The following is a 26870-nucleotide window of genomic DNA, read 5'->3' on the forward strand; positions in this document are numbered from 1 at the left end:
GGATTCTTGACGTCATTTTCCCGAACCGGCGATCTGGTCGCCGTCGCGGGTCAGGTAATAAGCTGCGAGGATAGGCAGCAGCGTCACCAGCACGACGACCATGGCCACGACATTGGTGACCGGGCGCTGGCGCGGGCGGATCAGTTCCTCCAGCATCCAGATCGGCAGCGTCTGCTGTTGGCCGGCGGTGAAGGTGGTTACGATGACCTCGTCGAACGACAGCGCGAAAGCCAGCATGCCGCCGGCGAGCAAGGCGGTGGCGATGTTGGGCAGCACGACATGGCGAAACGTCTGGAAGCCATCGGCGCCAAGGTCCATCGATGCCTCGATCATCGAGCCGGAGGTGCGGCGGAAGCGGGCGACGGCGTTGTTGTAAACGACGACGACGCAGAACGTGGCGTGGCCGAGCACGATCGTCCAGAACGAGAACGGAATCTCGGCCAGCGAAAAAGCCGAACGCAGCGCGATGCCGGTGATGATGCCGGGCAGCGCGATCGGCAGGATGACCAGCAGCGAGATGGTTTCGCGACCAAAGAACCGTGTTCGCGACACGGCGGCCGCGCAGAGCGTGCCGAGGACCAGCGCGACGGCGGTCGAGATGGCAGCGACCCGGACCGACAGCGACAGCGCTTGCCAAACGTCGGGGCGGTTCCAGGTGACGGCGAACCACTGCGTCGTCAGCCCCGGCGGCGGCCAGACGAAGCTCTTTTCCTCGGTCGTGAAGGCATAGGTAAAGATCAGGAAGATCGGCAGATGCAGGAACAGCAGGCCGCAGGCGGCGGCGACCTTCAGGCCGAGAGGAGCGGATGGTGAGCCATCAGAGCGCATCGAAAGCTCCCATGCGCTTGGCGCCCCAGAGGTAGAAGCCCATGATGACGATGGGCACCACGGTGAAGGCGGCGGCAAGCGGAATGTTGCCGGCGGTGCCCTGCTGCGAATAGACGGCCTGGCCGATGAACAGCCGCGAGGTGCCGATGATCTGCGGGATGATGTAATCGCCTAATGTCAGCGAGAAGGTGAATATCGAGCCGGCGACGATGCCCGGCAGCGCCAGCGGGAACAGCACGTTGCGGAAGGTCTGGCCGGGCGAAGCGCCAAGATCGGACGAGGCTTCGACCAGATTGCCCGGCACGCGCTCGAGTGCCGCCTGCACCGGCAGGATCATGAAGGGCAGCCAGACATAAACGAAGACGATGAAGGTGCCGGTGGATGATACCGACAGAGAATTGCCACCGACGATCGGCAGCGACAGCCAGCCATCAACAAGCCATAGAAGATGCAGCTTGGCGAGCAGCCAGGTCAGGATGCCTTCCTTGGCGAGGATGAGCTTCCAGGCATAGATCTTGACCAGATAGCTCGACCACAGCGGCAGCATGACGCCGAGATAGAACAGCGCCTTCCAGCGGCCGCGCGCATAGCGCGCCGCGTAATAAGCGATGGGGAAGGCGATCACCGCGGAGGCGAGCGTAACCAGGGCTGCCATCGTCACCGTGCGCAGGATGATGTCGAGATTGGCGGCCTGCAGCAGGTCGCCATAGGTCTTCAGCGTGAATTCGCGGTTGATGAGGCCAGAGAACTCGTCGATCGAGAAAAAGCTTTGCAACAGCAGCGCGAACAGCGAGCCGATATAGACGATGCCGAGCCACAGCACCGGCGGCAGCAGCAGCAAGAGCAGCAGGACCTTCGGCTTGCGCCAGAACAGGTCCGATAGCGCGCCGCGCAAACCGCCACTTCCCGGCAGGATGGCGGGGGGCGTAGCACGCGGCATGGCGGCTTCGAGGGTCATGCCGGCTCGTCCATCAGGTGCAAATGCTCGCGGTTGAAGGTGAGCATGACTGCCTCGCCTTCCCCGGGCAATTTCGCACCCGCCGGCACGATAGCGTGCAGCCTCAGCCCGTCGGCGTCGAGCGCCAGTCTGGTCGTGGCGCCGAGATAGTTGGTCGAGACAAGGCGAGCGGCAACGCCGTCGCCCTTGGCGGCTCGACCGATGCGAATGGATTCAGGACGCAGGCTGCCCCAGCGATGCTGGCCGGAGTAACGCTGGACGAAATCAGGCGGCAGCACATTGGACGAGCCGACGAAATCGGCGACGAAGCGCGTCTTCGGGCGCTGGTAGATGTCCTCCGGCGTGCCGATCTGCATGACCTTGCCGTCGTTGAAGACGGCGACGCGGTCCGCCATCGAAAGGGCCTCGCCCTGGTCGTGGGTGACGAAGACGAAGGTGATGCCGAGCGCCTTCTGCAGCGACTTCAGCTCCTCCTGCATGTTCTCGCGCAGCTTGAGGTCGAGCGCGCCAAGCGGCTCGTCGAGCAGAAGCACCTTGGGCTGGTTGACCAGGGCGCGGGCAAGCGCAACGCGCTGGCGCTGGCCGCCGGAGAGCTGGCCGGGACGACGGGCGCCGTAGCCAGGAAGCCGCACCAGCGACAGCGCCTCTTCCGCCGCCTTCTGTCGCTCCGGCTTGCCGACGCCCTTGACCATCAGCCCATAGGCGACGTTGTCGAGCACGTTGAGATGCGGGAACAGCGCGTAGTCCTGAAACACGGTGTTGACGTTGCGGCGATAGGGCGGGACGCCTTCGGCGCGTTCGCCGAAGATAGAGATCGAGCCCGATGTCGGCTGCTCGAAGCCGGCGATCAGGCGCAAGCAGGTCGTCTTGCCGGAACCGGAAGGCCCAAGCATGGCAAAGAACTCGCCCGGCACGATATCGAGATCGACCATATCGACAGCGCGCACGCTGCCGAAATGGCGAGAGACTTTGGCGAACGAAACGGCGGAGGTCATGGGCTGTCCCAAGCTGATCAATTCAGGCGACGGCGCTGCCCTCATCCGCCTGCCGGCCCTCCCCCGTAAAGTGACGGGGAGAAGGGGTTCACCGAAACGCCGGCGGCGTCCCTCTCCCTTCGGGGAGAGGGTGAGGGTGATACGCTCTCAGAACGAGTGAGGCGAACTCACCGTCCGCCGATAACGCCGATATAGTCCGACACCCAGCGATAGTAAGGCACGCACTGGTCGTTCTGGGTGGCGCATTTCGACACCGGCGTCTTCCAGAACTTGATCTTTTCGAAATTGTCGTAGCCGTTGGTCTTGCAGCCTTCCTCGCCGAGCAGTTCGTTGCCCTTGCAGGCAGCCGGCACCACCGGCAGCGAGCCGAACCAGGCGGAAATGTCGCCCTGCACTTTCGGCGACAGCGAATGCTCCAGCCACATATAGGCGCAGTTCGGGTGGGCCGCGTCGGCCTCCATCATGGTGGTGTCGGCCCAGCCGGTGACGCCTTCCTCGGGAACGGTCGAAGCAACCGGCTTCTTGGCGGCAACCAGCGTGTTGACCTGATAAGGCCATGAACCGGAGGCAACGACACCTTCGTTCTGGAAGTCGTCGACCTGAATGGCGGCGTCATGCCAGTAGCGGCCGACCAACGTGCGCTGCACGCGCAGCAGATCGAGCGCGGCCTTGTACTGATCCTCGGTCAGCTCGTAGGGATCCTTGATGCCGAGCTCCGGCTTGTGAAACATCAGATAGTTGGCCGCATCGGCGACATGGATCGGCCCGTCATAGGCCTGAACGCGGCCCTTGTTCGACTTGCCGTCGGGCAAGGTCATCTCCTCGAAGACGACGTTCCAGCTCTTCGGCGCTTCCTTGAAGACCTCGGTGTTGTACATCAGCACATTCGGTCCCCACTGGTACGGGACGCCATAGTGGACGCCGCCGACCGTGAACCACGGCGCATCCTTGAGGCGGTCGTCGACGGTCTTCCAGCTCGGGACGAGATCGGTGTTGATCGGCTGGACGCGCTTGCCCGCGACGAGGCGCAGCGAAGCGTCACCCGAGGCGGTGACGAGATCGAAGCCGCCCTCATTCATCAACGCGACCATTTCGTCGGACGTGTTGGCCGTCTTGACGTTGACCTTGCAGCCTGTGTCCTTCTCGAAGGACGTGACCCAGTCGTAGCCCTTGTCGGTTTCGCCGCGCTCGATGTAGCCGGGCCAGGCGACAATATTGACTTGGCCTTCGCCTTTGCCGAGTTCCTTGACCTGAGCGATCGCCTGGCCGGAGAAGGTCAGCGCGACCGTCAATGCAGTGCATGACTTCAAGAATGAATTCATCGTCGATCTCCCATTTGGCGCATGACCCCGAAAACCGTTTCGGTTTCGGAAAAGATCATGCGCAACTCAAACGTTAGAGCGTCGTTGCGCATCCCCGACGCACGGCGCTCTAAGGGGCCGCACTGTCGCTGCGGCTTGGTCCCGATCGTGAAGGTGCTGCGAAATTCTCGGTTTCGCAAATTCATTTATCAGAAGGGCGATATCGGTTTTTCCGATAGATCAGCGGCCAATCTTCTCCGGCCGCTGACGGACCATGCGCTGCGATTGGGCAAGCCCGATGAAGTCGCGTGAGGCCTGCGGTAGGCCGGAGCCGCGCCGCCATACCATGCCGACCTGTACCACCGGCAAGGAGCCCGAAATATCGCGCGATTCGATACGGTCGCCTTCGAGCGACCATGGCCGGTAGACGAGGTCGGGCAACAACGCCACACCCGCACCGGTGGCGACGAGGCTGCGGACCGCTTCGACCGAGCGAGTGCGGAAGGCGACATGCGGCTTGGCGCCGATCGCCGCCAGCAGTTTTCCGGTATTCTCCTCGATCTCGTCGACGGTCAGCATGATCAGCGGCTCCGAGGCGATGTCGCCAATGCCGATGATGTCGGCGCCGGCCAGCGGGTGGCCGAGCGGCAGCCATAGCCGGTAGGCCGAGACTTCGAGGATTTCGGACTGCAGCGCGGTGCGGTCGCGCAGGTTCGAGGTGACCATGACGGCGATGTCGAGCTTGCCGCCGATCAGCAGATGTTCGAGGTAGTCGCCATTGTCCTCAATGGCCGAGATCTCGACGCCCGGATAGGCGCGGCGGTAGCGGGCAAGGAGATCCGAAAGCACATAGCCGGCGACCAGCGAGGTGACACCGAGCTGCAGCCGACCGCCCGCCAACACCTGATCGCCGAAGAAGGCACGGCGTGCGTCGGAAACGTCGGCAAGAATCTTTGTCGCGTGGCGCAGGAACTGATGCCCCTTGTGGGTGATGTTGAGGCCGCGCGGGTGACGCTCGAACAGTTCGACGCCGAGATCGTGTTCCAGTTCCTTGATTGCTTCGGTGACCGACGATTGCGAGATCGATAGGTTCTGCGCGGCGCCCGAAACCGTGCCTTGTTCGGCGACGGCGATGAAGAACTGCAACTGGCGGATGGTAAAGGCCATGGCCGGACTAAACACGGCGGAGGTTGCGCTGGGAAGTGGGCGCTTGACGATCGCGAGATTCGTAACTAAGTAAGTTACATGAAACGAAACAGCAGACTTTCCTCGACCCTGCACATTCTCGTTCACATGGCCGAGACGCAGGAGCACGCATTGACCTCCGAGCAGCTCGCCACGTTCATCCACACCAATCCGGTCGTCGTCCGCCGAACCATTGCCGGCTTGCGCGACGCCGGCATCGTCACCTCGTCGCGCGGACATGGCGGCGGCTGGCAGCTTGCCCGCGCGCCCGAGAAAATTTCGCTGGCCGAGATCAGCGCCGCGCTCGGAGAAACGCTGCTGCCGTTCAGTACCGAGCCGGAAAGCCCAGGCTGCCTTGTCGAACAAGCGGTGCTAGCGGCGCTCGACGATTTTCGCGTCGAGGCCGAGAGGCTGCTGACGGAGAAACTCAGCCGCATCACGCTTGCCGACCTCGCCGCCGATTTCCATCGCCGTTACGAGTTGATTGGAGTGACCAGCCATGCAGTATAATCTGCCAGCTACGCAGTATGATCTGATTGTCGTGGGCGGCAGCTTTGCCGGCCTGTCCGCAGCCATCCAGGCGGCACGAGCCCGGCGCAACGTCCTGGTGATCGACGCAGGCCAGCCACGCAATCGCTTTGCCGAGCATTCGCACGGTTTCCTGGGACAGGACGGGCGCACGCCCGGCGCGATCCTGGACGATGCAAGACGGCAGCTTCTGGCCTATCCGACAGCCAAGTTCGTTGCCGGATTGGCGGACAAGGGCACTGCCGCCGGTTCCGGCTTCGAGATCACGACGGATCGCGGCGAGACAGTCGGCGCGGCGCGGCTGGTGCTTGCCACCGGCGTGCGCGATATCCTGCCGGATGTCCCCGGGCTTGCCGAGCATTGGGGAAAGAGCGTGCTGCATTGTCCTTATTGCCACGGCTACGAGGTGGCTGGCGGCCCGCTTGGTGTGCTGGCAACCGGCCCGATGGCGGTGCACCAGGCGCAATTGATCGCCGATTGGGGCGACGTGACGCTGTTCGCAAATGGCGTGTTCGAGCCTGACGCGGAACAAATGCTTGCGTTGGAAAGGCGAAACGTGCGGTTCGAGCCGACCGGGGTGGCGAACCTGGAAAAGGATGGCTCGGGCGGGCTGATCGCCAATCTCAAAGACGGCCGCAAAGCCGGCATCAAGGCGCTGTTCACGGCACCGCGCAACACGATGGCCAGTCCTCTGGCCGAGCAGCTTGGCTGTAGCTTCACGGAAGGCTTGCTCGGCCCAGTGATCGTCGTCGACGACCGGCAGCAGACGACCGTGCCCGGCGTCTATGCCGCCGGAGACGCGGCACGATCTATGCACAACATCGCCTTCGCCGTATCAAGCGGCGCCTTCGCGGGCGTATGCGCCCACCAATCGCTGGTTTTCGACTAATGCATGTCGCGCAAAAGTGCACAGCGGTTTTGAGATAACGACATGCATAAAACAAGAATCTAAGGCGCGTCGCACGAATCCGCTCAAATGCGACGCGCTTTAGATCCCGGCCTCGTCATCCGCAATGCTGAGCCGTGCGCCCGCCTGGGCAAGGGCGGCGGCGATGTCGCGCGGCGGCGATCGGTCGGTGGCGAGTTCGGAAAAACCCTCGAATCCGCAGACCTGGACCAGGCCCTGACGTCCGAATTTGGTGTGGTCGGTGATGACGAGCGAGCGCTGGCCGCGCGACAGCACCATGCGGGCGAATTCAGCCTCTTCCAGATCATAGTCCATGACGCCAGTGACGGCATCGACCGCGCCGATGGAGATCACCGCATGGCTGACGGAAAACCGGCTGACGAATTCGATGGCCGAGACGCCTAAAGCAGCGCCCGAATCGCTGCGCAATTCGCCGCCGGCCATATAGACCTTGTTGCCGTTGACGGTGGCCAGCGTGCGGGCGATGTCGGAGGAATTGGTAACGACCGTCAGCCTGCGGTGGCCGAGCAGTTCGCGGGCCAGGAAAGACGTTGTCGTGCCGGTGTCAAGCATGATCGATTCGCCGTCGCGAATGGTCGCGGCAACCATGCGGGCGATGGCGCGCTTGGCATCGGCATTCTCGCGCATGCGCCGTTCGAACGGTGCCTCGCCGGCCATCGCCGGCAGGCCGACGGCGCCGTGCATCTTCAGGATCGAACCGCCACGGGTCAGCGGCTTGACGTCGCGGCGCACGGTCTCCAGAGAGACGCCCAGCCGATCGGCCAGGCTGGCGATGGTGACCGTGCCTTCCTCTTTCAAGAGACGGAGTATTTCGCCGTGCCGCTTCGAATGGACCATCGAGTTTCGCCATCGGATTGTTGCGCCGCTGACCGGTTCTAAGGCAAATCGGCCACAGTTTACAAGAATTCCTTACGATTCCGGTCAAAAGCGCAGAAAAAGCCACAAGTTTTCGTTGACAAGCCGGATCACAAGGCGTGACATTGGCTTGGTGACAGGCTCGGAGCTACCACAGGAGAACGATGGCTGAGCCGCACCAAATTTCGTCTGCCCGAACGTCTGCGAAGATCGTCTGGGGCAGGGGAAAGGACTTTTTGGAATCCGCGGGGGCGGATGCCGGCGTCGAAGAACCCGGCAAAGGGGCTCGTCGGTGCGGTGCGGGATACCGATCCTGGCATCCCGCACCGACGAGATCTTCGCATCGCTCCCTCCTGCCGGCCGCCATCTTTATGACACCTGTGGCGCCTTGAACCCTGCCAAGGAGCGACGAGCCTGTGACCGTCGAGGACCGTATCCGCGCCCTGCCCTGCTGGACCGGCAACATCGAGATCGCGCCGTTACCCGGCGGCCTGAGCAACGCCAACTATCTGGTCAAAGACGCGGCCGGACGGCATGTCGTGCGCTTCGGCCAGGACTTTCCGTTCCACCACGTCTTTCGCGAGCGCGAGGTGATGACCACCCGTGCGGCGCACGCCGCCGGCTTCGCGCCGACGGTTCTTTATTCCGAGCCCGGCATCCTGGTGACGGAATTTATCGGCGCCAAGACCTATGTCGCGGAGGACGTACGCGCCAATATCGGCCGCGTCGCCGCCCTGATGCGCGGCTTCCATCGGGAGATGCCCAATCATGTCTCCGGTGCCGGCTTCATGTTCTGGGTGTTCCATGTCATCCGCGACTATGCGCGCACGCTGGAGGAAGGCGGCAGCCGCATGCGAAGCGAGTTACCGCGGCTCTTGACGCTTGCCGACGAGCTCGAACGAGCGCAGAAGCTGTTGCCGATCGTCTTTGGCCATAATGATCTTTTGCCGGCTAATATTCTCGATGACGGCCATAGGCTATGGCTCATCGACTTCGAATATGCCGGCTTCAATACGGCGATGTTCGACCTTGCCGGCGTCGCCTCGAATGCCGGCATGAGCGACGAGGAGTCCTTTGCCTTCCTGACCGCCTATTTCATGAAGGAGCCGGACGAGGCGATCCGCCGCTCGCATGCCGCCATGCAATGCGCATCGCTGCTGCGCGAGGCGATGTGGAGCATGGTCTCCGAACTTTATCTCGACGCGCCGGGCATCGACTACGTCGCCTACACCGACGAGAACCTGACGCGGCTGGAAGCCGCGCTGGAAAACTACAGAACAAAATACGGACAAAAGTCATGACAGTGCCCGCCCATGCCGAGATCGTCGTCATCGGCGGCGGCATCATCGGCTGTTCGACGGCCTATCATCTGGCGCGTGACCACAAGGCCGATGTCGTTCTTTTGGAACAGGGCAAGCTGACTTCAGGCTCCACTTGGCATGCGGCGGGGCTGGTCGGACAGTTGCGGTCGTCGGCTTCCATCACCCGCGTGCTCAAATATTCGGTCGATCTGTACAAGGGACTGGAAGCCGAAACCGGGCTGGCCACTGGCTGGAAGATGACCGGGTGCCTCAGGCTCGCCGCCAATGCCGACCGCTGGATCGAGTATAAAAGGCTGGCGACGACGGCGAAAAGCTTCGGCATGGATATGCAGTTGCTGTCGCCGGCCGAGGTCAAGACAATGTGGCCGCTGCTGGAAACCGGCGATCTCGTCGGCGCCAGCTGGCTGCCTACCGACGGCCAGGCAAGCCCCTCCGACATCACCCAGTCGCTTGCCAAAGGCGCGCGCATGCACGGTGCCAGGCTGTTCGAGGATGTCCGCGTCACCGGCTTCGACATGAGGGATGGCCGCATAACCGCGGTAAAGACCAACAGAGGCGATATCGCCTGCGACAAGGTGGTGAACTGCGCCGGGCAATGGGCGCGGCAGGTGGGCTCCCTTGCAGGCATCAACGTGCCGCTGCAGCCGGTGAAGCACCAGTACATCATCACCGAAAAGATCGACGGATTAGCGACCGATGCGCCTACGATCCGCGACCCCGACCGCCGCACCTATTTCAAGGAAGAGGTCGGCGGGCTGGTGATGGGCGGCTATGAGCCGAACCCGCAACCCTGGACGACAGGCCTGCCGGGCGGCGACGTGCCTGACGACTGGGAATTCCGGCTGTTCGACGACGATTACGATCATTTCGAGCAGCATATGAACCAGGCGATTGCGCGTGTTCCGGCACTCGAATCCGTCGGCGTCAAGCAGATGATCAACGGGCCGGAGAGTTTCACGCCGGACGGCAATTTCATTCTCGGCCTAGCGCCCGAATGCTCCAACATGTTCGTCGGCGCCGGCTTCAACGCCTTCGGCATCGCATCGGGCGGCGGCGCCGGCTGGGTGCTGGCACAATGGGTGGTCGACGGCGAGGCGCCGCTTGACCTGTGGATGGTCGACATCAGGCGTTTTTCCGACCTGCACCGCGACCGGCAATGGGTCCGCGACCGCACGCTGGAAGCCTATGGCAAGCACTACACGGTCGGCTTCCCGCACGAGGAATATCTTTCCGGCCGGCCGCGCATCGTCTCGCCGCTCTATGAGCGGCTGCAAAAGCACCGCGCTGTGTTCGGCTCGAAACTCGGCTGGGAGCGGCCGAACTGGTTCGCACCCGAAGGTATCGAGCCGAAGGACATCTATTCGATGGGCCGGCAGAACTGGTTTTCGCCAGTCGGCGACGAACACCGGCATGTGCGCGAAAACGTCGGCATCTTCGACCAGTCGTCCTTTGCCAAATATGAAATCACCGGTGCGGATGCGTTGAAGGCGCTCGACTGGATCTGCGCCAACGATATCAACAAGCCGGTCGGCCGGCTGACCTACACGCAGCTTCTCAACACCCGCGGCGGCATCGAGGCGGACCTCACCGTGGCGCGGCTCGGCGAAGAACGATTCTACGTCGTCACCGGCACCGGTTTCAGGACACATGATTTCTCGTGGATCGGCGACCATGTCGGCAGGGAACTCGATGTGACGCTCACCGACGTCACCGAGCGCTTCGGCACGCTGTCGCTGATGGGGCCGCGCGCCCGCGACGTGCTGGCTGCGCTGACCGATGCGGATGTGTCGAACACCGCTTTCCCGTTCGGCCATGTGCGGGAGATCTCCATCGCCGGTCAGACAATCCGGGCGCTGCGCGTCACCTATGTCGGCGAGCTCGGCTGGGAGTTGCATGTGCCGATCGCGGCCACGGGCGAGATTTTCGACACGCTGATGGCGGCGGGCAGGGAATACGGCATCCGCCCGGTCGGCTACCGCGCGCTGGAATCATTGCGGCTGGAAAAAGGCTACCGCGCCTGGGGTTCCGACATCACACCCAACGACACCCCGCAGGAGGCCGGCCTCGGCTGGGCGGTGAAGCTCCGAAAAAATACGGATTTTGTCGGCAGGCGGGCGCTGGAAAAGTTCGATGGCGCAGTACTGAAAAAGCGCTTCGCCGGCTTCACGGTCGACGATCGGGAGGTCGTGCTGCTCGGGCGCGAGACGATCCTGCGCAACAACGAGCCGGTCGGCTACCTGACCAGCGGCGGCTACGGCTACACGGTCGGCAAGAACATCGGCTATGGTTACGTCCGCAACGCCGACGGGGTCAGCGACGATTTCCTCGCCTCCGGCGATTACGAGCTAGTGGTGGCGATGGAGCGGACGCCGGCAAAGATCCATCTCGAGCCGCTTTACGACCCGGCGGGAGAAAAAGTGAAGACTTAGAACTTTCTAGATCGGGCGCACCAGAACCTGGAGCCTAGTTGACGCCTTTCGGCACGTTTTCGGGCGGCACTGTGTCGACCACCTTCTGGCGATGGAAGATGAACAGGCCGGCCAGCACGATGATGCCCGAACCGATCAGGATGCGCGGGCCGGGCATGTCGCCGAAGAACACCAGTCCGAAGATGACGGCCCACAGCAGCAGGCTGTAATGCAGCGGCGCCAGCGTCGAAGCCGGCGCCAGCTTCAGCGCCCTGGTGATCATCAGATGCGCGCCGCAGGAGACGACGCCAAGAAGCAGCATGGCGCCGAAATCGAGCGCAGAAGGCGTTCGCCAGTTGCCGATGGTCAGCACCGCGCCGACCACGAGCGTGCCGATGGTTTGCCAGGTAACGAGCGAAGTATCGCTGGTGCCACGCAGCCGCCGGTTGAGGATGATGGCGAAGGCAAAGGTAACGCTGCCGACCAGCGCGAAGGTCGACGACAGCGAAAATGCGGCCGAGGACGGTTTGAGCATGATCAGCACGCCGCAGAAGCCGACCAGGATCGCCATCCAGCGGCGCCAGCCGACCTTTTCGCCGAGCAACAGGTGGGACAGCGCCGCCACGTAGATCGGCCCCGCCATGTAGAAACTCATGACGTCGGCGAGCGGCAGATAGACGACAGCGGCGTAAAACAGCGCCGTGTCGAGCGTCGTCATGACGACGCGCAAGAGCTGCAGCTCAGGTCGTTCGATGCGGAACAGCTTGGCCGTACCTTGACGCGCGATCATCGGGCCGAGCACGAAAAAGGCGCCGATCGAACGGACCAGCACGACCTGGCCGACGGAAAAGCTGGCGACTAGCCATTTACCCATTGCATCGTTCAACGCAAACAGGAAATCGCCGGCCAGCATCAGCAGGATGCCAGCCAAAAGCACATTCCTGATCGTTGAATTCTGGGCTGGTGGCTGTGCCATGCCGATGTCGCTTCCTCCCGCATGAAAGCTCGGTGAGCAGCGTCGTAGACGCAAGCAGCCGCTTTTACGAGCGGAAATCGGGAACCCGGCCAGACCAGAGCTGGAAATCGGCTGGGCCTATACTGGAGCGGCGGTCTTTCAAATCGAATCGTACCGCCGCTCAGTCTTTATTGTTTGAGCATCGGACCCAAAATCGGTACGCACTTTTGGGTCCGATGCTCTAGATCGCCGCTTGAACGGCTTACTTCGGCCGTGGCCTAATGATGACCGGACGATAGATCACCGGCCGATCCCAAGGATCGAAAGCCGACGCACTTCTCAGTTCCGCGCGGCGCGCGAGATCGATGCGCTGCAGGCATTCGGCGAAAGCATCGTTCTTTCTGGCGAAGCCGTAGGACCGGCATTTTGCCTCGTCCGCGGCACGACGGTCTTCTGCCGTCATGCAGCCTGCACAGATCGCCGCCAAGGCGACCACCATCGCCGTTTTGTGCCACATGGTGTCCTCCTCATCATAAAAGTGGAGTTTGATTGTAGACTTACGATCAGGGCCGATCAATCTGATCGAAGCGCCAGGGTTGATGCAGGTCCAACGTCCTATTGGGCCTGCCATCAATGGTCACGAAATGGGCGGCCGATGCCTGCGGTTCACCGTCCTCGGCCGTCCTGCGATCGAAAGCCGGGTTTCCTGCCTCGCCCGCTCGGCCACCACCTTGCCCCTGGCGATGACACAGAGGCGCTCGGGGCGCAGGCGCAAGGCCTCGACCGGATCGCCGGCATCGAGGATGACGAGGCTGGCGCGCTTGCCGACCGCCAAGCCGAGATGGTCGAGGCCCATGATGGCGGCGTTGACATTGGTGACCATGTCGAAGCAGCGCGCCATATCGGCCGGGCTCGACATCTGGGCGACGTGAAGGCCCATGAAGGCGACGTCGAGCATGTCGGCGGTGCCCAGCGAATACCACGGGTCGAGCACGCAATCCTGGCCCCAGCCAACGCGGATGCCGTGGGCAAGCATCTCCTTGACCCGGGTCAGGCCGCGGCGTTTGGGAAAGGTGTCGTGGCGGCCCTGCAGCATGATGTTGATCAGCGGATTGGGGATCGCCGAGACGCCTGCCTCTGATATCAGCGGCAACAGCTTCGAGACGTAGTAATTGTCCATCGAGTGCATCGAAGTGAGATGCGAGCCGGCGACCCTGCCCTGCAGGCCGAGGCGTTGCGCCTCATAGGCTAGTTGTTCGATATGACGCGACAGCGGATCATCGGTCTCGTCGCAATGCAGATCGACCATGAGGCCGCGTTCTGCTGCGATTTCGCACAATTCCGTCACCGAGCGCGTGCCGTCGGCCATGGTGCGCTCGAAATGCGGAATGCCGCCGACGACGTCGACACCCATGTCGAGGGCGCGGATGGTGTTGTCGCGCGCCGTCGGCGAGCGATAAAACCCATCCTGCGGGAAGGCGACCAGTTGCAGGTCGATATAGGGCGCGACCGTCTTCTTGACATCGAGCAGGGCTTCGACCGCCAGCAGCCTGATATCGCAAACATCGACATGGGTACGGATGGCGAGCAGGCCCATCGACACAGCCCAGTCGCAATAGGCGAGCGCGCGCTCGCGCACCGCTTCGTGGGTCAACAGCGGCTTTAGCTCGCCCCATAGCGAAATACCTTCCAGCAGCGTGCCCGACGCGTTGATGCGCGGGATGCCCAGGGAGAGCGTGGCGTCCATGTGGAAATGCGGATCGACGAAAGGCGGCGAGATCAGGTTGCCATGGGCATCGATCGCCGTGCCCGCGGTGACGTTCAGCTCGGGCTCGATGGCGGCGATCGTCTCGCCAATGATGCCGATATCGGCGATCGTGCCGTCGGGCAGCGTGCCGCCGCGCACGATAAGGTCGAAATCCATCTGTCGTCATCCCCTTGCAGAATCACAAAGCCACCGTGGCGCAAGGCAACAGCCATTTCTTTCAGCGCGGCGTGCTGCCGTAGGGCGGAACCTTCAGGCGCGCCCTCTCCCCCTTCTTCTGGGAGAAGGAAAAGCGAACCTACTCCGGCACATACCTCACAGCACCCTTTGCAGCGCTGGTCGCCATCGCGGCATAGGCGCGCAAGGCCGTCGTCACCTTGCGCTTGCGCTTTTCCTCGGGCTTCCAGGCGGCAGCTCCCTTCGCCTCCATCGCGGCGCGGCGGGCGGCCAATTCAGCCTCGCTGACAGCAAGATGGATCGTGCGGTTCGGGATGTCGATCTCGATCGTGTCGCCCTCCTGCACCAGCCCGATCAGCCCGCCTTCCGCCGCCTCCGGAGACGCATGGCCGATCGACAGACCGGAGGTGCCGCCGGAAAAACGACCGTCGGTGACCAGCGCGCAGGCTTTGCCGAGACCCTTCGACTTGAGGTAGCTGGTCGGGTAGAGCATTTCCTGCATGCCGGGGCCGCCGCGCGGCCCTTCGTAGCGGATGACGACGACATCGCCGGCCTTGATCTCGTTGGACAGGATCGCCTTGACGCTGGCGTCCTGGCTTTCGAACACCCTGGCCGGGCCGGTGAATTTCAGGATCGATTCATCGACGCCGGCGGTCTTCACGATGCAGCCGTCCAGCGCAAGGTTGCCTTTCAGCACGGCAAGACCGCCATCCCTCGAAAAGGGGTGTTCGGCCGAGCGTATGACGCCTGTCTCGCGATCAAGATCGAGCTCGTCCCAGCGACGATCCTGGCTGAATGCGACCTGGGTCGGCACGCCGCCCGGTGCCGCGAGGAAGAAATCGCGGACATTCTGGCTGGAGGTGCGGGAAATATCCCAATGGTCGAGCGCTTCGCCGAGACTTGCCGTATGGACCGTTGGCAGGTCGCGGTTGAGCAGCCCGGCGCTATCGAGCTGGCCGAGGATCGCCATGATGCCGCCGGCACGATGGACATCCTCCATATGGACGTCGGACTTGGCCGGCGCCACCTTGCACAGCACCGGGACCCGCCGCGACAGCCGGTCAATGTCCTCCATGGTGAAGTCGACCTCGCCCTCATGCGCGGCAGCCAGGATGTGCAGCACGGTGTTGGTCGAGCCGCCCATGGCGATGTCGAGTGTCATGGCGTTTTCGAAGGCGCCTTTCGAGGCGATGCTGCGCGGCAGCGCGGTGTCGTCATCCTGCTCGTAGTAGCGCTGGGCGAGATCGACGATCAGATGGCCGGCCTCGACGAACAGGCGCTTGCGGTCGGCATGGGTCGCCAGCGTCGAGCCGTTGCCGGGCAAGGAAAGGCCCAGCGCCTCGGTCAGGCAATTCATCGAATTGGCGGTGAACATGCCAGAGCAGGAGCCGCAGGTTGGGCAGGCCGAGCGCTCGATGGTCTTGACGTCCTCGTCAGAGATCTTGTCGTCGGCGGCCGCGACCATGGCATCGACCAGATCGAGCGCCTGCGTCTTGCCGGCGAGCACCACCTTGCCGGCTTCCATCGGTCCGCCGGAGACGAAGACGGCCGGGATGTTGAGGCGCAGCGACGCCATCAGCATGCCCGGCGTGATCTTGTCGCAATTGGAAATGCAGACCATGGCGTCGGCGCAGTGCGCGTTGACCATGTATTCGACCGAGTCGGCGATCAGCTCGCGCGACGGCAGCGAATAGAGCATGCCGTCGTGACCCATGGCGATGCCGTCATCGACGGCGATTGTGTTGAATTCTTTCGCAACGCCGCCGGCCTTCTCGATCTCGCGGGCGACCAGCTGGCCGAGATCCTTCAGGTGGACATGGCCGGGCACGAACTGGGTGAAGGAATTGACGACGGCGATGATCGGCTTGCCGAAATCGGAATCCTTCATGCCGGTCGCACGCCAAAGGCCACGGGCGCCGGCCATGTTGCGGCCATGGGTGGTGGTGCGGGAGCGATAGGCAGGCATGAATTTTCCTTGGCTGGCTAGCTGCGCTCGATGGAAGCGCAGCGGCGCTGAATTCGGACCGCAGGCGTTATAGACGCCGAAGCACGGTCTGGCCACAATTTTGCAGTGCGCCAGATTTTCCCAAGAAAATTCCCAGATCCTCAAAAAAATCGATGGCACTGTCGGATTGCGCGCCGTGCGGGCGTCCTTGGGCAAACGGCGGGGCCAAGCCAGGCCGTTTCACTGTGATAGCCGACTGCAACAGCCAAGGAGCAAACAAATGCAAAAGATCACCCCCTGCCTGTGGTTCGACGACCAGGCCGAGGAGGCCATGAACCACTACATGTCCATCTTCAAGAACTCGAAGGTGCTGAGCGTGATGCGCTGGCCAAAGGGCAGCGGCGATAATGAGGGCAAGGTTCTGGTGACCAATTTCGAGCTCGACGGCGTTCAGTTTCAGGCGCTCAACGGCGGGCCGCAATTCAAGTTCAGCGAGGCAGTCTCGCTCTCCATCGACTGCAAGACGCAGGAGGAGGTCGACTATTTCTGGGACAGACTCATCGAGGGCGGTGGCGAGCCCAGCCAGTGCAGCTGGCTGAAGGACAAATTCGGCGTCTCCTGGCAGGTCGTGCCGGAGCAATTGCCGAGGCTGCTACAGGACCCCGACACGGAAAAGGCAGGCCGGGTCATGCAGGCGATGATGCAGATGACCAAGATCGACATCGCCAAGATCGAAGAGGCAGCCAGGGGCTGAGCGATCTTCCCTTGTCCCCTTGCTTGTTGCGGGAGAAGGGAGCGGCCGTGCGCTCTCAAGCCGCCTTGTCGCGGACCTGGTAATCCTTGACCGCGGCGAAGCGGATCGCCTTCCAGCGTTCGGCCTCGTAGTTGAGGGAGAAGGCGTGCTGGGCCAGGAACACCGGGTCGTTGTCGAGATCGCGGGCAATGTCGCCGCGATGCGCCTCGATGAAGCGATGTACCTCGACCTTGTCGTCGGCCGATATCCAGCGACAGACGGAAAAGCGCGACATCTCGAAATCGACGGGCAGCGTGTATTCGAAGTTCAGCCGCTCCTTCAGCACATCGAGCTGCAGCGCGCCGACGACGCCGACGATAGCCGGCGAACCATCCTCAGGCGAGAACAGTTGCACGACGCCTTCCTCGGCCATCTGGTGCAGCGCTTCCTTCAGCTTCTTAGCCTTCATCGCGTCGCCGAGGCGGACGCGGCGCAGGATTTCCGGCGCGAAATTCGGCACGCCACGGAACAGTATCTCCTCGCCCTCGGTCAGCGTATCCCCGATGCGCAGCGTGCCGTGGTTGGGGATGCCGACGACGTCGCCAGCAAACGCCTCGTCGGCGGTGACGCGGGTGCGGGCGAAGAAGAACTGGGGCGCCGACAAGCTCATCGGTTTTCCCGTGCGCACCAGCTTGGCCTTCATGCCGCGCTCGAGCTTACCAGAGCAGACACGGACGAAAGCGATGCGATCGCGGTGGTTGGGATCCATGTTGGCCTGGATCTTGAAGACAAAGGAGGTCATCTTGTCCTCGGTCGCCTCGACCTTGCGGGTGTCGGCCTCCTGCGCGCGCGGCGGCGGCCCGTAGGCGCCAAGCGCTTCGATCAGGTCGCGCACGCCGTAATTGCGCAGCGCCGAGCCGAAATAGACCGGCGTCAGATGACCCTCGCGGAAGGAATCGATGTCGAGCGGACGGCAGGCTTCGCGCGCCAGTTCCAGCTCCTCGATGAAGGCCTCGCGCTCGTTCTCCGGCAACAGGCCGGCGACGCGGTTGGAATCGGGACCATGGACCGGCGTGCGCTCCTTTTCCGCGTCACCCTTGCGCACCGCGTTCAGCGCCAGATGATAGGTGCCGGAAAAGGTTTTGCCGCGGCCTATCGGCCAGGTGATCGGTGCAGTGTCCAGCGCCAGCTTCTGCTCGATCTCGTCGAGTATCTCGAACGGGTCGCGGCTTTCGCGGTCCATCTTGTTGACGAAGGTGATGATCGGGATGTCGCGCAGCCGGCACACCTCGAACAGTTTCAGCGTGCGCGGCTCGATGCCCTTGGCGGCGTCGATGACCATGACCGCCGCGTCGACCGCCGACAGCGTGCGATAGGTGTCGTCGGCGAAATCCTCGTGGCCGGGCGTGTCGAGCAGGTTGAAGACATTGTCCTCATATTCGAAGGTCATCACCGAGGTGACGACGGAGATGCCGCGCTCGCGCTCGATCTTCATCCAGTCCGACCGGGTCTGGATGCGATCCTTCTTGGCCTTGACCTCGCCGGCAAGCTGGATGGCGCCGCCGAACAACAGCAGCTTTTCGGTTAGCGTCGTCTTGCCGGCGTCCGGATGCGCGATGATCGCGAAAGTGCGGCGGCGCGCCACCGCGTTCGTGATGTCTTCAGCCAATTTATGGAATCCCGTGTGGTGCGCGGGCTTTTAGCAGCGCTTTTGTAGCCTGTCGAACAGTTTTGGACGGACGCCCTCATCCGGTCTTGAGATAGGATCGCCGCAACGACATCAGAAGACCCGATTCGATAAAGGACAATCCATGAGCGCAGCCAAGCAAGTCATCGTCGTCGGGGCCGGCATCATCGGCGCGTCCATCGCCTGGCATCTGGCGAAGGCCGGCGCGAAGGTGTCGGTCGTTGCCGACAGCGGCGCCGGCGGCGTCGCCACGCCGAATTCCTTTGCCTGGATCAATGCCAGTTGGGGCAATCCAGAGCCGTATTTCCGGCTGCGCACCCGTTCGATGGCCGAATGGACGCGGCTGGCGCAGGACCTGTCCAGCATTCCGCTCGCCTGGTGCGGCGGCCTGTGCTGGGACCTGCCGGCGGCCGAGTTGGAAGCCTACGCCGCCGAGCACTCCGGCTGGGGTTACGGCATCGAGCGCGTCGACCGTGCGGAAGCCGCACGCATCGAGCCCGATCTTGCCGAGCTTCCCGATTTCGCCCTGCATGTGCCCGGGGAAGGCGTCGCCGAACCGGTCGCCGCCACGCAGGCATTGCTGGCCGACGCCGAGCTGCGCGGCGCGCGGGTGATGACCGGCACGACCGTCAGCGCGCTGATACAGACCAATGGCAGGATTACCGGCGTCGATACATCCACCGGACCGGTTGCCGCCGACGAGGTGGTGATTGCGGCTGGCGGCGGCTCTCCGGCAATCGCCGCAACGGCTGGGATAAAACTGCCGATCGAGACGCCGCCCGGCCTGATCGTCCACTCACGCCCCTACGAAAAGCTGCTCAACGGGCTGGTGATCGGGGACCGGCTGCACATGCGCCAGACTGCCGAGGGCCGTATCATCGCCGGCTCGGATTTCGGCGGTGCCGATCCGGGCATGGATGCCGCAGCCACCGCCCGCGACTTGTTTGCGGCGATGAAGAGCATGCTGCGCGGCGCCGACGGGCTGAAACTGGATTTCCACACAGTCGGCTATCGGCCGACGCCGATCGACGGCTTTCCTATCATCGGACGTGCTCGAGGCGTGAGCGGACTCTACGTCGCAGTCATGCATTCGGGTATCACGCTGGCGCCTGCCGTCGGCCTGTTCGCCTCACGGGAAATCCTCGACGGCGCGCGCGATCCGCTGCTTGAGCCTTATGGGCTGGCGCGGTTTGCTCAATAGCCGGGCGGACGGTGAAAGCCGCCGCTCAGCGGCGCTATTGCCTTGGCGATGCCGAGCAGCCGCGATTCGGACCAGCGTTTGCCGACCAGCTGCAGGCCAATGGGCAGGCCGTCGCGGTCCTGCCTGCACGGCAGCGACAGTGCGGGGTGGCCGCTGTAGTTGAACACCGCGCCATAGGCCGGCAGCATCCAGTAGCTCTGCTCCTCGTCATCGACCTTGATCGGTGTTCCCGGCTCGCAATGCGGAAAGGCCGTGGTCATGGCGACCGGGCACAGCAAGGCATCACAGCCTTCGAAGAAACGCTCCCAGGCAAGGATTGACCGATCCCGGCGGCCGAGTGCCTCGAACCAACGCGAGACCGGTGTCGGTTCTTCTGGCGGCTCCGGCTGCGCTGCCTCCAGCATCATACCGATCAGCGCGCCGCCTTGCGTCAGATCGTCATGCAAGTCGAGCGTCGGCAGTCGTGCTTCCTCGACGGTCGCGCCTGCAGACTGAAGCTCCCTTGCCAGGTTCTCGACAGCGGCCCTGATTTCGCCGGCAACCGGAAAACCCGAAAAGGCCGGCGCGAAAACGATGCGCAGGGTCTTGAGGTCAAGCTCCGGCATGCCCTCGACCGGCACCGGCGCAAGATCGGTGTCGCTGCCATCCGGTCCTGCAATGACCCCCAGGATCAGCGCCAGATCTTCGACGTTGCGCGCCAGCGGTCCGAGGCAGGACATCAGCCGCACGCCGCGCGGTACGCCACCGGGATCGGGAAAGGCGCCGGCCAAGGAGACGCGATGCTCTGTCGGCTTGAGGCCGTAGACGCCGCAGAAGGCGGCCGGCAGCCGGATCGAATCCTGCATGTCGGTGCCGACCTCGAACGGCGTCATTCCGGCGCAGAGCGCTGCGGCAGCGCCACCGCTGGAACCGCCTGATGTACGCGAGAGGTCCCAGGGATTATTGGTGCGGCCGAAGAGCGGATTGTCCGACTGCCAGTCTCCCAGCATCGTTGCGACATTTGTCTTGGCCGTCAGCACGCCGCCGGCCGCCTTCAACCTGAGAACGACCGGACTGTCTTCTCTCGCCACATAGTCGGCAAAGGGCGGAAAGCCGACCGTGGTCTTCATCCCCGATGTTTCATGCGTGTCCTTCAGCGTGAACGGTACGCCGTGCAACGGCCCGAGAACATCACCCCGCGCCTGCGCCTCGTCGGCCTTCTCAGCGCGAGCGCGAGCCGTTTCCCTGTCGAGCGTGACGACCGCATTGACCGCCTCGTTGTGTCTGTCGATCTGGGCCAGATACGCGTCCAGCGCTTCCACAGCGGAAATCTTGCGGTCGCGAATGGCGGCAGCCAGTTCTGTGGTAGAGGAAAAGACGAGGTCCATGACCAATGCTCCCGGCTAGCTGGCAGCGCTCGTCTCACCAAATGGCAGATTGCGGCGCGGCTTCAAGCCAAGTTCAGCATTCGGTGGCCGGCATCGCTTGATCGGGATTGCGCAGAGCTTAGCCGACCAGCGCCAGCTTCACCGCGACCCCCTGTTGTGCGTCCGCTCGTAAAGTTCGCGAACTATACGGCTTGCCGTGGAATCGCACAGAAACGGCAGGAAAGCGTGAATGAGCGCGGCGAATGCCGCCATGAACAGTCGCGACGAGAACCACGCGGCGAAAGCCATATGGCCGAAATAGGTTTCGCCCACCGAAGCCGGATGAGAGGTGAAAAGTCTTGCGAGCCGTGCGGTCATGCTGGTCCCCTTTCAGCGCGTGAAGTCCCGAATTTGAACATCTTGACACGCCTCACCGCTTCATTGGTCCCAAAATATCCTTGTCTTTGGCCGATTATTGGGACAAACGTCCCACATGGCGCTGGAAATCGATGAAATCGATCGAAGACTGCTGGGCGAACTGCAGCGCGACGGCACACTGTCGGTCGACCAACTGTCGGAAAGGGTGTCGCTGTCGCGCAACGCCTGCTGGCGTCGGGTCAAGCGCCTGGAAGAAGACGGCGTCATCACCGGCCGGGTGGCGCTGGTCGATGCGGACAAGCTCGGTCTCGGCCTCTCGGTGTTCATCCTGGTCCGGACCTCCAATCACGATCCGGACTGGCTGCAAAAATTCCGGTCGGCAGTGACCGGTTTTCCCGAGATCACCGGCGTCTACCGCATGTCCGGCGATCTCGACTATGTGCTGCGTGCCCGCGTCGCGGATGTAAAGGCTTACGATCGGCTGTATCAGCGGCTAATCGCCAAGGTGGCGCTGTCGGACGTTTCGGCCTCCTTCGTCATGGAGGAGATCAAGGAGACGACGGTCGTCCCGGTAGAACTGCGCTGACGTGGAACTGCGCTGAAAGAAAGCCGTTGATAGCATTGCTGCCGAGTTGACCGAATCGGCGTTGGCAGCGATAGGATCAGCCTTATGCGCGCAGCAATCTACACTTCCTCCGTCATCGGTCCGGCCGTCGGCTTCGTCAGGCTGCCGCATGGCGAAGGCCTGCCGCTTCCCGCCTATGAAAGCCCCGGCGCCGCCGGCATGGATCTGCGCGCCGCGGTGCCGGACGACCGGCCACTGCTGATCCTGCCGGGAAAACGCGCGCTGGTGCCGACCGGGCTGATCCTGGAGATTCCGGAAGGCATGGAAGGCCAGGTCCGGCCGCGCTCGGGCCTTGCCTACAAGCATGGGCTCACCTGCCTCAACACGCCGGGCACTATCGACAGCGACTATCGCGGCGAGGTGAAGGTGCTGCTGATCAACCTTGGCGACGAGGATTTCGCGGTAACGCGCGGCATGCGGATCGCCCAGATCGTCTTCGCCCCGGTGACGCAGGCGACAGTCGAGGAGCGGACATTGGCCGGAGGTACGGCGCGGGGCTCCGGCGGCTTCGGATCGACCGGCACGGCCTGATGAGCACCGCGAAATGAGAATGCCCAAGCTCGTCATCTTCGATTGCGACGGGGTTCTGGTCGACACCGAGAACCTGGCCAATCGGCGCCTCGCGGAATGGCTAAGCGCCGCCGGCTACCCGGCCACCTTCGAATCTTGCCGCAAGAATTTCTCCGGCCGCTCCATGGTCTCGGTGCAAAAAGAAGTCGAGGCGACCGACGTCAGCCTCGGCGCCGATTTCGTCGAGCGCTGGAACGCCGGCCTGCCGGACCTGTTCGCGCACGGCGTCGAAGCCGTCCCCTATGTCAGGGAGTTCATCGAAGTCGTGCATGCGGCCGGCATCGCAACTTGCGTCGCTTCATCGGCGCGGGTTTCGAAAATGCACATCACGCTCGGCCAAACAGGTCTGTTGCCGCTGTTCGAGCATGCGCTGTTCAGCTCGACCATGGTCTCGCGCGGAAAGCCGTTTCCCGACTTGTTCCTGCATGCCGCACATACGATGGGCTTTGCGCCGGCAGACTGCATCGTCATCGAGGACAGCGTCGCCGGAACGATGGCCGGCATTGCCGCCGGCATGCGGGTATTTTCCTATCACGGCGACCCGCATACCGATCGCGACGGCCTGACCGAGGCCGGCGGCATATTGTTCGACGATATGCGCGCGCTGGCCGGACTGGTGCCGATCCACTAACCTGATAATTCAGGCTTCTTACCCGGCTGTACGCCTCAGTTGTCCGTGCTAGCTTGCGAACGCTCGACAGTGGGAGGCGCCCAGCGCATGAGTTCCATCCTGCTTCGCTTCATCTTCGCCTGTTTGCTGCTGCCGTATCTGTGGACTGCGGCCGGTGCGCAAGGCGTCAGCTTCCCAGACCTCGGCAGCGCCGTCCCCGGCCACGAGGACAAGACCTATCTCGACCTCGCCAGGATGATCATTCCCGATCTGGCGGCGGACAAGAACGGCTTCTACCGGGGTTCCAGGCCGGTCGAGATGCGCCATATCGAGGGTTCGGATAGCGGTGGCCTGCCGCCCGAAACGTCGGGTCTCTCCAACGCCGCCGCGCTCGACATCAAGGCAGGCGGCAAGGATCGGCTGGCCATGCTGTTCGACCTCGGCAGCTCCTCCGACAGCGCCGAGGGGTTCGCGGTGCTGGCGCTTTACGATCTTGCCGGCAAGCCGAGACTGCTAGACGTCGTCAATGTCGCCGTCGACCGGAGCACCTCTTTCAGCGAGCCGGGCAAGCTGCCGATTGGGCCCAGCGATGACGCCATCATCACCCTGAGCACGCATTTCAATTCGAGCCAGGGCTATACGAGCACGCCGCTGATCCTGGTCCGCGACGACAGGTTCGAACTGATCGACATGATCTACACGTTCAACGAGAACCTCTGCGCCTATACGCGCACGCAGGAGTTGGCCTTTCAGACCGTTGCGGACGGCCAGCCCTACGCGGCCATCAAGGCCACGGTGACCGATGCCACGGTGCCGAATGGTGAAAGCTGCGACGATCAGGCGCCCAAGGCTTCCTCGCGCGACATTTCCCTCACCTACCATTGGGACAGGGCCGCATACGTCAAGGATTCCGACGCACTGGACAAATTGGCAGCAGAGAACGCCAATCGCTTCTGAACCAATCGCATTCGTTTGCCCGCCGCAAATCGGCGCGATAGAATCCGGCCTCACACCCCGCAGATGAAGGAATGCATCCATGGACAAGGGCAAAACCTTTCGCGACCTGCATAGCTCGATTTTCGTCATGCCCAACCCGTGGGACATCGGCACGACGAAATTGCTGGCCTCCTTCGGTTTCAAGGCGCTGGCAACGACCAGCGCCGGCTTTGCCTTTTCGCGCGGCCTGCCTGACGGCGCGGTGACCTTCGAGGCGATGATCCACCATTGCCGCGAGATGACGGCGGCGACCGACCTGCCGGTCTCGGCCGATCTCGAGAAGGGCAAGGGCGACAGCGCGACAAGTGCCGCCGAAACTGTCTTCGCGGCCGAAGCGGCCGGCCTCGCCGGCTGCTCGATCGAGGATCACACCGGCGAACCCGACAAGCCGATCTACGATTTTTCGCATGCAGTCGAGCGCGTCGCCGCTGCAGCGGAGGCGGCACGGGCGCTGAAGCATGATTTCGTCTTCACCGCGCGCGCCGAGAATTTTCTGTGGGATAAGCCTGACATCGATGACACGATCAAGCGGCTGCAAGCCTTCGAGAAGGCCGGCGCCGATGTGCTCTATGCGCCTGGTATCAGCGACATCGAGACGGTGCGAACCATCTGCTCGGCGCTGACCAAGCCGGTCAATGTCCTGGCGAGCCCGGGCTTCACCGTCGCCGACCTTGCGATGGCGGGAGTCAAACGCATCTCGCTCGGGTCGGGACTGACCAATTTCGCTTTCGGCATGCTGGAAACGGCGGCGCGCGAGATCCAGCAGGATGGAACCTTCGGCTTCAGCCGCGCCGCCATGCCGTTCGGCAAGCTGCAGGCGTTGTTTGCCAAATCTTCGGCTTAGACAGGCACCGAAGCATGACGCTCACCGTCGTCGACATGCACACCGGCGGCGAGCCGCTCAGGATCATCACCGGCGGTTATCCGCAAATTCCAAAAGGCACGATCCTGGAAAAACGCGCCTATGTGCGCGACCACTTCGATCACCTCAGGAAGATCCTGATGTTCGAGCCGCGCGGCCATTACGACATGTATGGCGCGCTGCTGGTCGAGCCTGATCTGCCCGGCGCCGACCTCGCCGTGCTGTTCATGCACAATGAGGGCTATTCGACGATGTGCGGCCACGCCATCGTCGCGCTCGGCCGCTATGCCGTCGACGAGGGGCTGGTGGCGCGACAGGAGCCGCTGACGACGGTTAACATCGAAGCACCGTGCGGGCTGGTCGTCGCCTCGGTTGAGGTGCAAGGCGGCAAGGCAGGTGCTGTGTCGTTCGAAAGCGTGCCGGCCTTTCTGTTTGCCCGCGACCAGGAGGTGGAATTGCCGGGATTCGGTGCGATCGGCTTCGACATCGCCTATGGCGGCGCCTTCTACGCGCTCGCCGATTGCCGCAAGTTCGACCTGGAATTCGGCAGGAGCCGCGTGCGCGATTTTGTCGATGCGGCCACAGTGCTGACGGAGACGCTGAAGACAGAATTCCCGCTGTCGCATCCCGACCATGCGGACCTCGCCTTTCTCTACGGCACGATCCTGACCGACGGTAGGGATGCGTTTTCCAGCGAGGCGACAAAAAACATCTGCGTCTTCGCCGAGGCCCAGGTCGACCGCTCGCCGACCGGTTCGGGCGTCACCGCGCGGCTGGCGGCCATGCATGCCAGGGGCCAAATCGCGATCGGGCAGGCGCGGACCTTCGAGAGCATCGCCGGCTCGCTTTTTTCCGGGAGCGTGACGAGGACCGCGAAAGCCGGACCGCATGACGCCATCATCGCCCGTGTCGGCGGCCGCGCCTATTACTCAGGGCGCGCCGAATTCGTCGTCGAGCCCGACGACGAGTTGGGCAAGGGTTTTCTGCTGCGCTAGGATTTTGAGGACCGGGCCGCTTCTCGCGCACTGATCGCCTTGTGCAAATGCACCATCATGGCGGCGGCGAAGAGCGGCGTCAGAAGGTTGAGCAGCGGCACGGCAAGAAAGGCAGCAATGAGCAGCCCTGCGAGAAACACCGTGCCGGCATATTTCCTGCGCAATGCCCGTGCCTCGGCCTCCGGGCGAAAGCGCATGGCGGCGAATTCGAAGAATTCGCGTCCGAGCAGATAGCCGTTGACGATGAAGAAGGCGGCTATGTTGATGCCCGGCACCAGCAAAAGCAGCAAAGCCACGATGTTGCCGAGGACGACGACGCCGAAGAATTTTATCGCCAGCACCAGCGAGCGCAGTGCCGGCACGGCGCGGCCGGGCAGATCGCCGGGATAGTCGGTGCGCTCGACCACTTCGGTAACGTCGTCGAGAAACAGGCCGGCAACGATCGCAGTCACCGGCGCGATAAGCAGCGCCATCCCGAAGGCAAGAGCGATGGCGGCGATGATGCCGCCCAACCAGCCGGCCCAGGACGGCAGGCCGGGTATCAGGGACTCCAACCATGGCAAGGCCAGCCACTCGACAAGGCTCGTCAACCCGAACCACAAGGCCACCAGCGCCAGGAAGGTGAGCCCCAGCGTCTTGATGAAAACCGAGCGGAACTCGGGCGAGAACAGCCGGCTCAGGGCGGCGCGGGCGGCGTCGAATATCATCGCGTTTCAG

At 63.2% G+C, this 26870-nt stretch carries 26 protein-coding genes; 12 read left to right on the forward strand and 14 right to left on the reverse strand.

The genetic code is table 11. From position 1 onward, the window contains the following. Positions 1-12: 12 nt before the first annotated feature. The 5 genes from ABID19_RS07445 to ABID19_RS07465 all read right to left on the reverse strand — a co-directional run bounded on the left by ABID19_RS07445 (position 13) and on the right by ABID19_RS07465 (position 5249). Positions 13-828 carry an ABC transporter permease gene (locus ABID19_RS07445; protein ID WP_354489253.1) on the reverse strand — a complete coding sequence of 272 codons (816 nt, stop codon included), beginning with the start codon at positions 826-828 and terminating at the stop codon, positions 13-15. Further along, complete coding sequence (locus ABID19_RS07450) at positions 818-1768, reverse strand: ABC transporter permease (RefSeq protein ID WP_354489499.1); 951 nt, start codon at positions 1766-1768, stop codon at positions 818-820. The genes ABID19_RS07445 and ABID19_RS07450 overlap by 11 nt, the downstream gene beginning before the upstream one ends. A 14-nt stretch (positions 1769-1782) precedes the next feature. After that, positions 1783-2781 carry an ABC transporter ATP-binding protein gene (locus ABID19_RS07455; protein ID WP_352934322.1) on the reverse strand — a complete coding sequence of 333 codons (999 nt, stop codon included), beginning with the start codon at positions 2779-2781 and terminating at the stop codon, positions 1783-1785. 167 nt (positions 2782-2948) lie between these two features. Beyond that, positions 2949-4103, reverse strand: coding sequence for an ABC transporter substrate-binding protein (locus ABID19_RS07460; RefSeq protein WP_354489255.1), 1155 nt, complete (start codon positions 4101-4103; stop codon positions 2949-2951). A gap of 219 nt (positions 4104-4322) precedes the next feature. Further along, the gene (locus ABID19_RS07465; protein WP_354489257.1) at positions 4323-5249 is read right to left on the reverse strand and encodes a LysR family transcriptional regulator; all 927 of its coding nucleotides are present in this window, start codon (positions 5247-5249) and stop codon (positions 4323-4325) included. Positions 5250-5327: 78 nt separating this feature from the next. Between ABID19_RS07465 and ABID19_RS07470 the strand changes: the two genes are divergently transcribed. After that, complete coding sequence (locus ABID19_RS07470; RefSeq protein ID WP_354489259.1) at positions 5328-5777, forward strand: RrF2 family transcriptional regulator; 450 nt, start codon at positions 5328-5330, stop codon at positions 5775-5777. Then, on the forward strand, positions 5767-6684 hold the full coding sequence (locus ABID19_RS07475; protein ID WP_354489261.1) for an NAD(P)/FAD-dependent oxidoreductase: 918 nt from the start codon (positions 5767-5769) through the stop codon (positions 6682-6684). Before ABID19_RS07470 ends, ABID19_RS07475 begins: the two co-directional genes overlap by 11 nt. A 99-nt stretch (positions 6685-6783) precedes the next feature. On the opposite strand, the gene ABID19_RS07480 is transcribed toward ABID19_RS07475, so the two are convergent. After that, complete coding sequence (locus tag ABID19_RS07480) at positions 6784-7560, reverse strand: DeoR/GlpR family DNA-binding transcription regulator (protein WP_354489263.1); 777 nt, start codon at positions 7558-7560, stop codon at positions 6784-6786. A 434-nt stretch (positions 7561-7994) separates the two neighbouring features. On the opposite strand from ABID19_RS07480, the gene ABID19_RS07485 reads away from it, so the two are divergent. After that, positions 7995-8879: a phosphotransferase family protein gene (locus tag ABID19_RS07485; RefSeq protein ID WP_352934339.1), complete on the forward strand. Its 885-nt coding sequence runs from the start codon at positions 7995-7997 to the stop codon at positions 8877-8879. Beyond that, the gene (locus tag ABID19_RS07490; protein WP_354489265.1) at positions 8876-11329 is read left to right on the forward strand and encodes a GcvT family protein; all 2454 of its coding nucleotides are present in this window, start codon (positions 8876-8878) and stop codon (positions 11327-11329) included. Before ABID19_RS07485 ends, ABID19_RS07490 begins: the two co-directional genes overlap by 4 nt. A gap of 34 nt (positions 11330-11363) precedes the next feature. On the opposite strand, the gene ABID19_RS07495 is transcribed toward ABID19_RS07490, so the two are convergent. The 4 genes from ABID19_RS07495 to ilvD all read right to left on the reverse strand — a co-directional run bounded on the left by ABID19_RS07495 (position 11364) and on the right by ilvD (position 16171). Beyond that, positions 11364-12284, reverse strand: coding sequence for a DMT family transporter (locus ABID19_RS07495; RefSeq protein WP_354489267.1), 921 nt, complete (start codon positions 12282-12284; stop codon positions 11364-11366). A 241-nt stretch (positions 12285-12525) separates the two neighbouring features. Further along, positions 12526-12780, reverse strand: coding sequence for a hypothetical protein (locus ABID19_RS07500; RefSeq protein ID WP_352934487.1), 255 nt, complete (start codon positions 12778-12780; stop codon positions 12526-12528). A 120-nt stretch (positions 12781-12900) separates the two neighbouring features. Beyond that, positions 12901-14187 (reverse strand): amidohydrolase family protein, encoded by a 1287-nt coding sequence (locus ABID19_RS07505; protein WP_354489269.1) that lies wholly within the window; start codon positions 14185-14187, stop codon positions 12901-12903. Positions 14188-14326: 139 nt separating this feature from the next. Then, positions 14327-16171, reverse strand: a complete 1845-nt coding sequence (gene ilvD / locus ABID19_RS07510; RefSeq protein ID WP_354489271.1) for a dihydroxy-acid dehydratase — start codon at positions 16169-16171, stop codon at positions 14327-14329. 259 nt (positions 16172-16430) lie between these two features. Here ilvD and ABID19_RS07515 point away from each other — a divergent pair, with 259 nt between their 5' ends. Next, positions 16431-16904 carry a VOC family protein gene (locus tag ABID19_RS07515; RefSeq protein WP_352934353.1) on the forward strand — a complete coding sequence of 158 codons (474 nt, stop codon included), beginning with the start codon at positions 16431-16433 and terminating at the stop codon, positions 16902-16904. Positions 16905-16959: 55 nt separating this feature from the next. On the opposite strand, the gene ABID19_RS07520 is transcribed toward ABID19_RS07515, so the two are convergent. After that, positions 16960-18552: a peptide chain release factor 3 gene (locus ABID19_RS07520; protein WP_354489273.1), complete on the reverse strand. Its 1593-nt coding sequence runs from the start codon at positions 18550-18552 to the stop codon at positions 16960-16962. 142 nt (positions 18553-18694) lie between these two features. Between ABID19_RS07520 and ABID19_RS07525 the strand changes: the two genes are divergently transcribed. Continuing rightward, positions 18695-19771 (forward strand): NAD(P)/FAD-dependent oxidoreductase, encoded by a 1077-nt coding sequence (locus ABID19_RS07525; protein WP_354489275.1) that lies wholly within the window; start codon positions 18695-18697, stop codon positions 19769-19771. Here the strand turns inward: ABID19_RS07525 and ABID19_RS07530 are convergent. After that, positions 19765-21138 carry an amidase gene (locus tag ABID19_RS07530; RefSeq protein WP_354489277.1) on the reverse strand — a complete coding sequence of 458 codons (1374 nt, stop codon included), beginning with the start codon at positions 21136-21138 and terminating at the stop codon, positions 19765-19767. The two genes, ABID19_RS07525 and ABID19_RS07530, sit on opposite strands and share 7 nt — an antisense overlap. Positions 21139-21276: 138 nt before the next feature. After that, on the reverse strand, positions 21277-21495 hold the full coding sequence (locus tag ABID19_RS07535) for a DUF6356 family protein (RefSeq protein WP_352934365.1): 219 nt from the start codon (positions 21493-21495) through the stop codon (positions 21277-21279). Positions 21496-21610: 115 nt separating this feature from the next. On the opposite strand from ABID19_RS07535, the gene ABID19_RS07540 reads away from it, so the two are divergent. From ABID19_RS07540 to ABID19_RS07565, 6 genes are all read left to right on the forward strand, one after another. Continuing rightward, positions 21611-22081 carry an Lrp/AsnC family transcriptional regulator gene (locus ABID19_RS07540; RefSeq protein ID WP_352934368.1) on the forward strand — a complete coding sequence of 157 codons (471 nt, stop codon included), beginning with the start codon at positions 21611-21613 and terminating at the stop codon, positions 22079-22081. A gap of 84 nt (positions 22082-22165) precedes the next feature. Continuing rightward, positions 22166-22651, forward strand: a complete 486-nt coding sequence (gene dut / locus ABID19_RS07545; RefSeq protein ID WP_352934371.1) for a dUTP diphosphatase — start codon at positions 22166-22168, stop codon at positions 22649-22651. A gap of 13 nt (positions 22652-22664) precedes the next feature. After that, a complete protein-coding gene (locus ABID19_RS07550; RefSeq protein WP_354489280.1) occupies positions 22665-23321 on the forward strand; it encodes an HAD family hydrolase in 657 nt (218 codons plus the stop codon). 87 nt (positions 23322-23408) lie between these two features. Further along, a complete protein-coding gene (locus ABID19_RS07555) occupies positions 23409-24257 on the forward strand; it encodes a hypothetical protein (protein WP_354489282.1) in 849 nt (282 codons plus the stop codon). Positions 24258-24336: 79 nt separating this feature from the next. Further along, positions 24337-25140, forward strand: coding sequence for an isocitrate lyase/PEP mutase family protein (locus ABID19_RS07560; protein WP_354489284.1), 804 nt, complete (start codon positions 24337-24339; stop codon positions 25138-25140). A gap of 14 nt (positions 25141-25154) precedes the next feature. Beyond that, positions 25155-26153 carry a proline racemase family protein gene (locus ABID19_RS07565; protein WP_354489286.1) on the forward strand — a complete coding sequence of 333 codons (999 nt, stop codon included), beginning with the start codon at positions 25155-25157 and terminating at the stop codon, positions 26151-26153. Here the strand turns inward: ABID19_RS07565 and ABID19_RS07570 are convergent. Beyond that, positions 26150-26860 carry a sulfate transporter family protein gene (locus ABID19_RS07570; RefSeq protein ID WP_354489288.1) on the reverse strand — a complete coding sequence of 237 codons (711 nt, stop codon included), beginning with the start codon at positions 26858-26860 and terminating at the stop codon, positions 26150-26152. The genes ABID19_RS07565 and ABID19_RS07570 overlap by 4 nt on opposite strands. Between the last annotated feature and the right edge of the window lie 10 nt (positions 26861-26870).

Source organism: Mesorhizobium robiniae (genome assembly GCF_040545535.1).
In the GTDB taxonomy this organism is placed as follows: Bacteria; Pseudomonadota; Alphaproteobacteria; order Rhizobiales; family Rhizobiaceae; genus Mesorhizobium; species Mesorhizobium robiniae.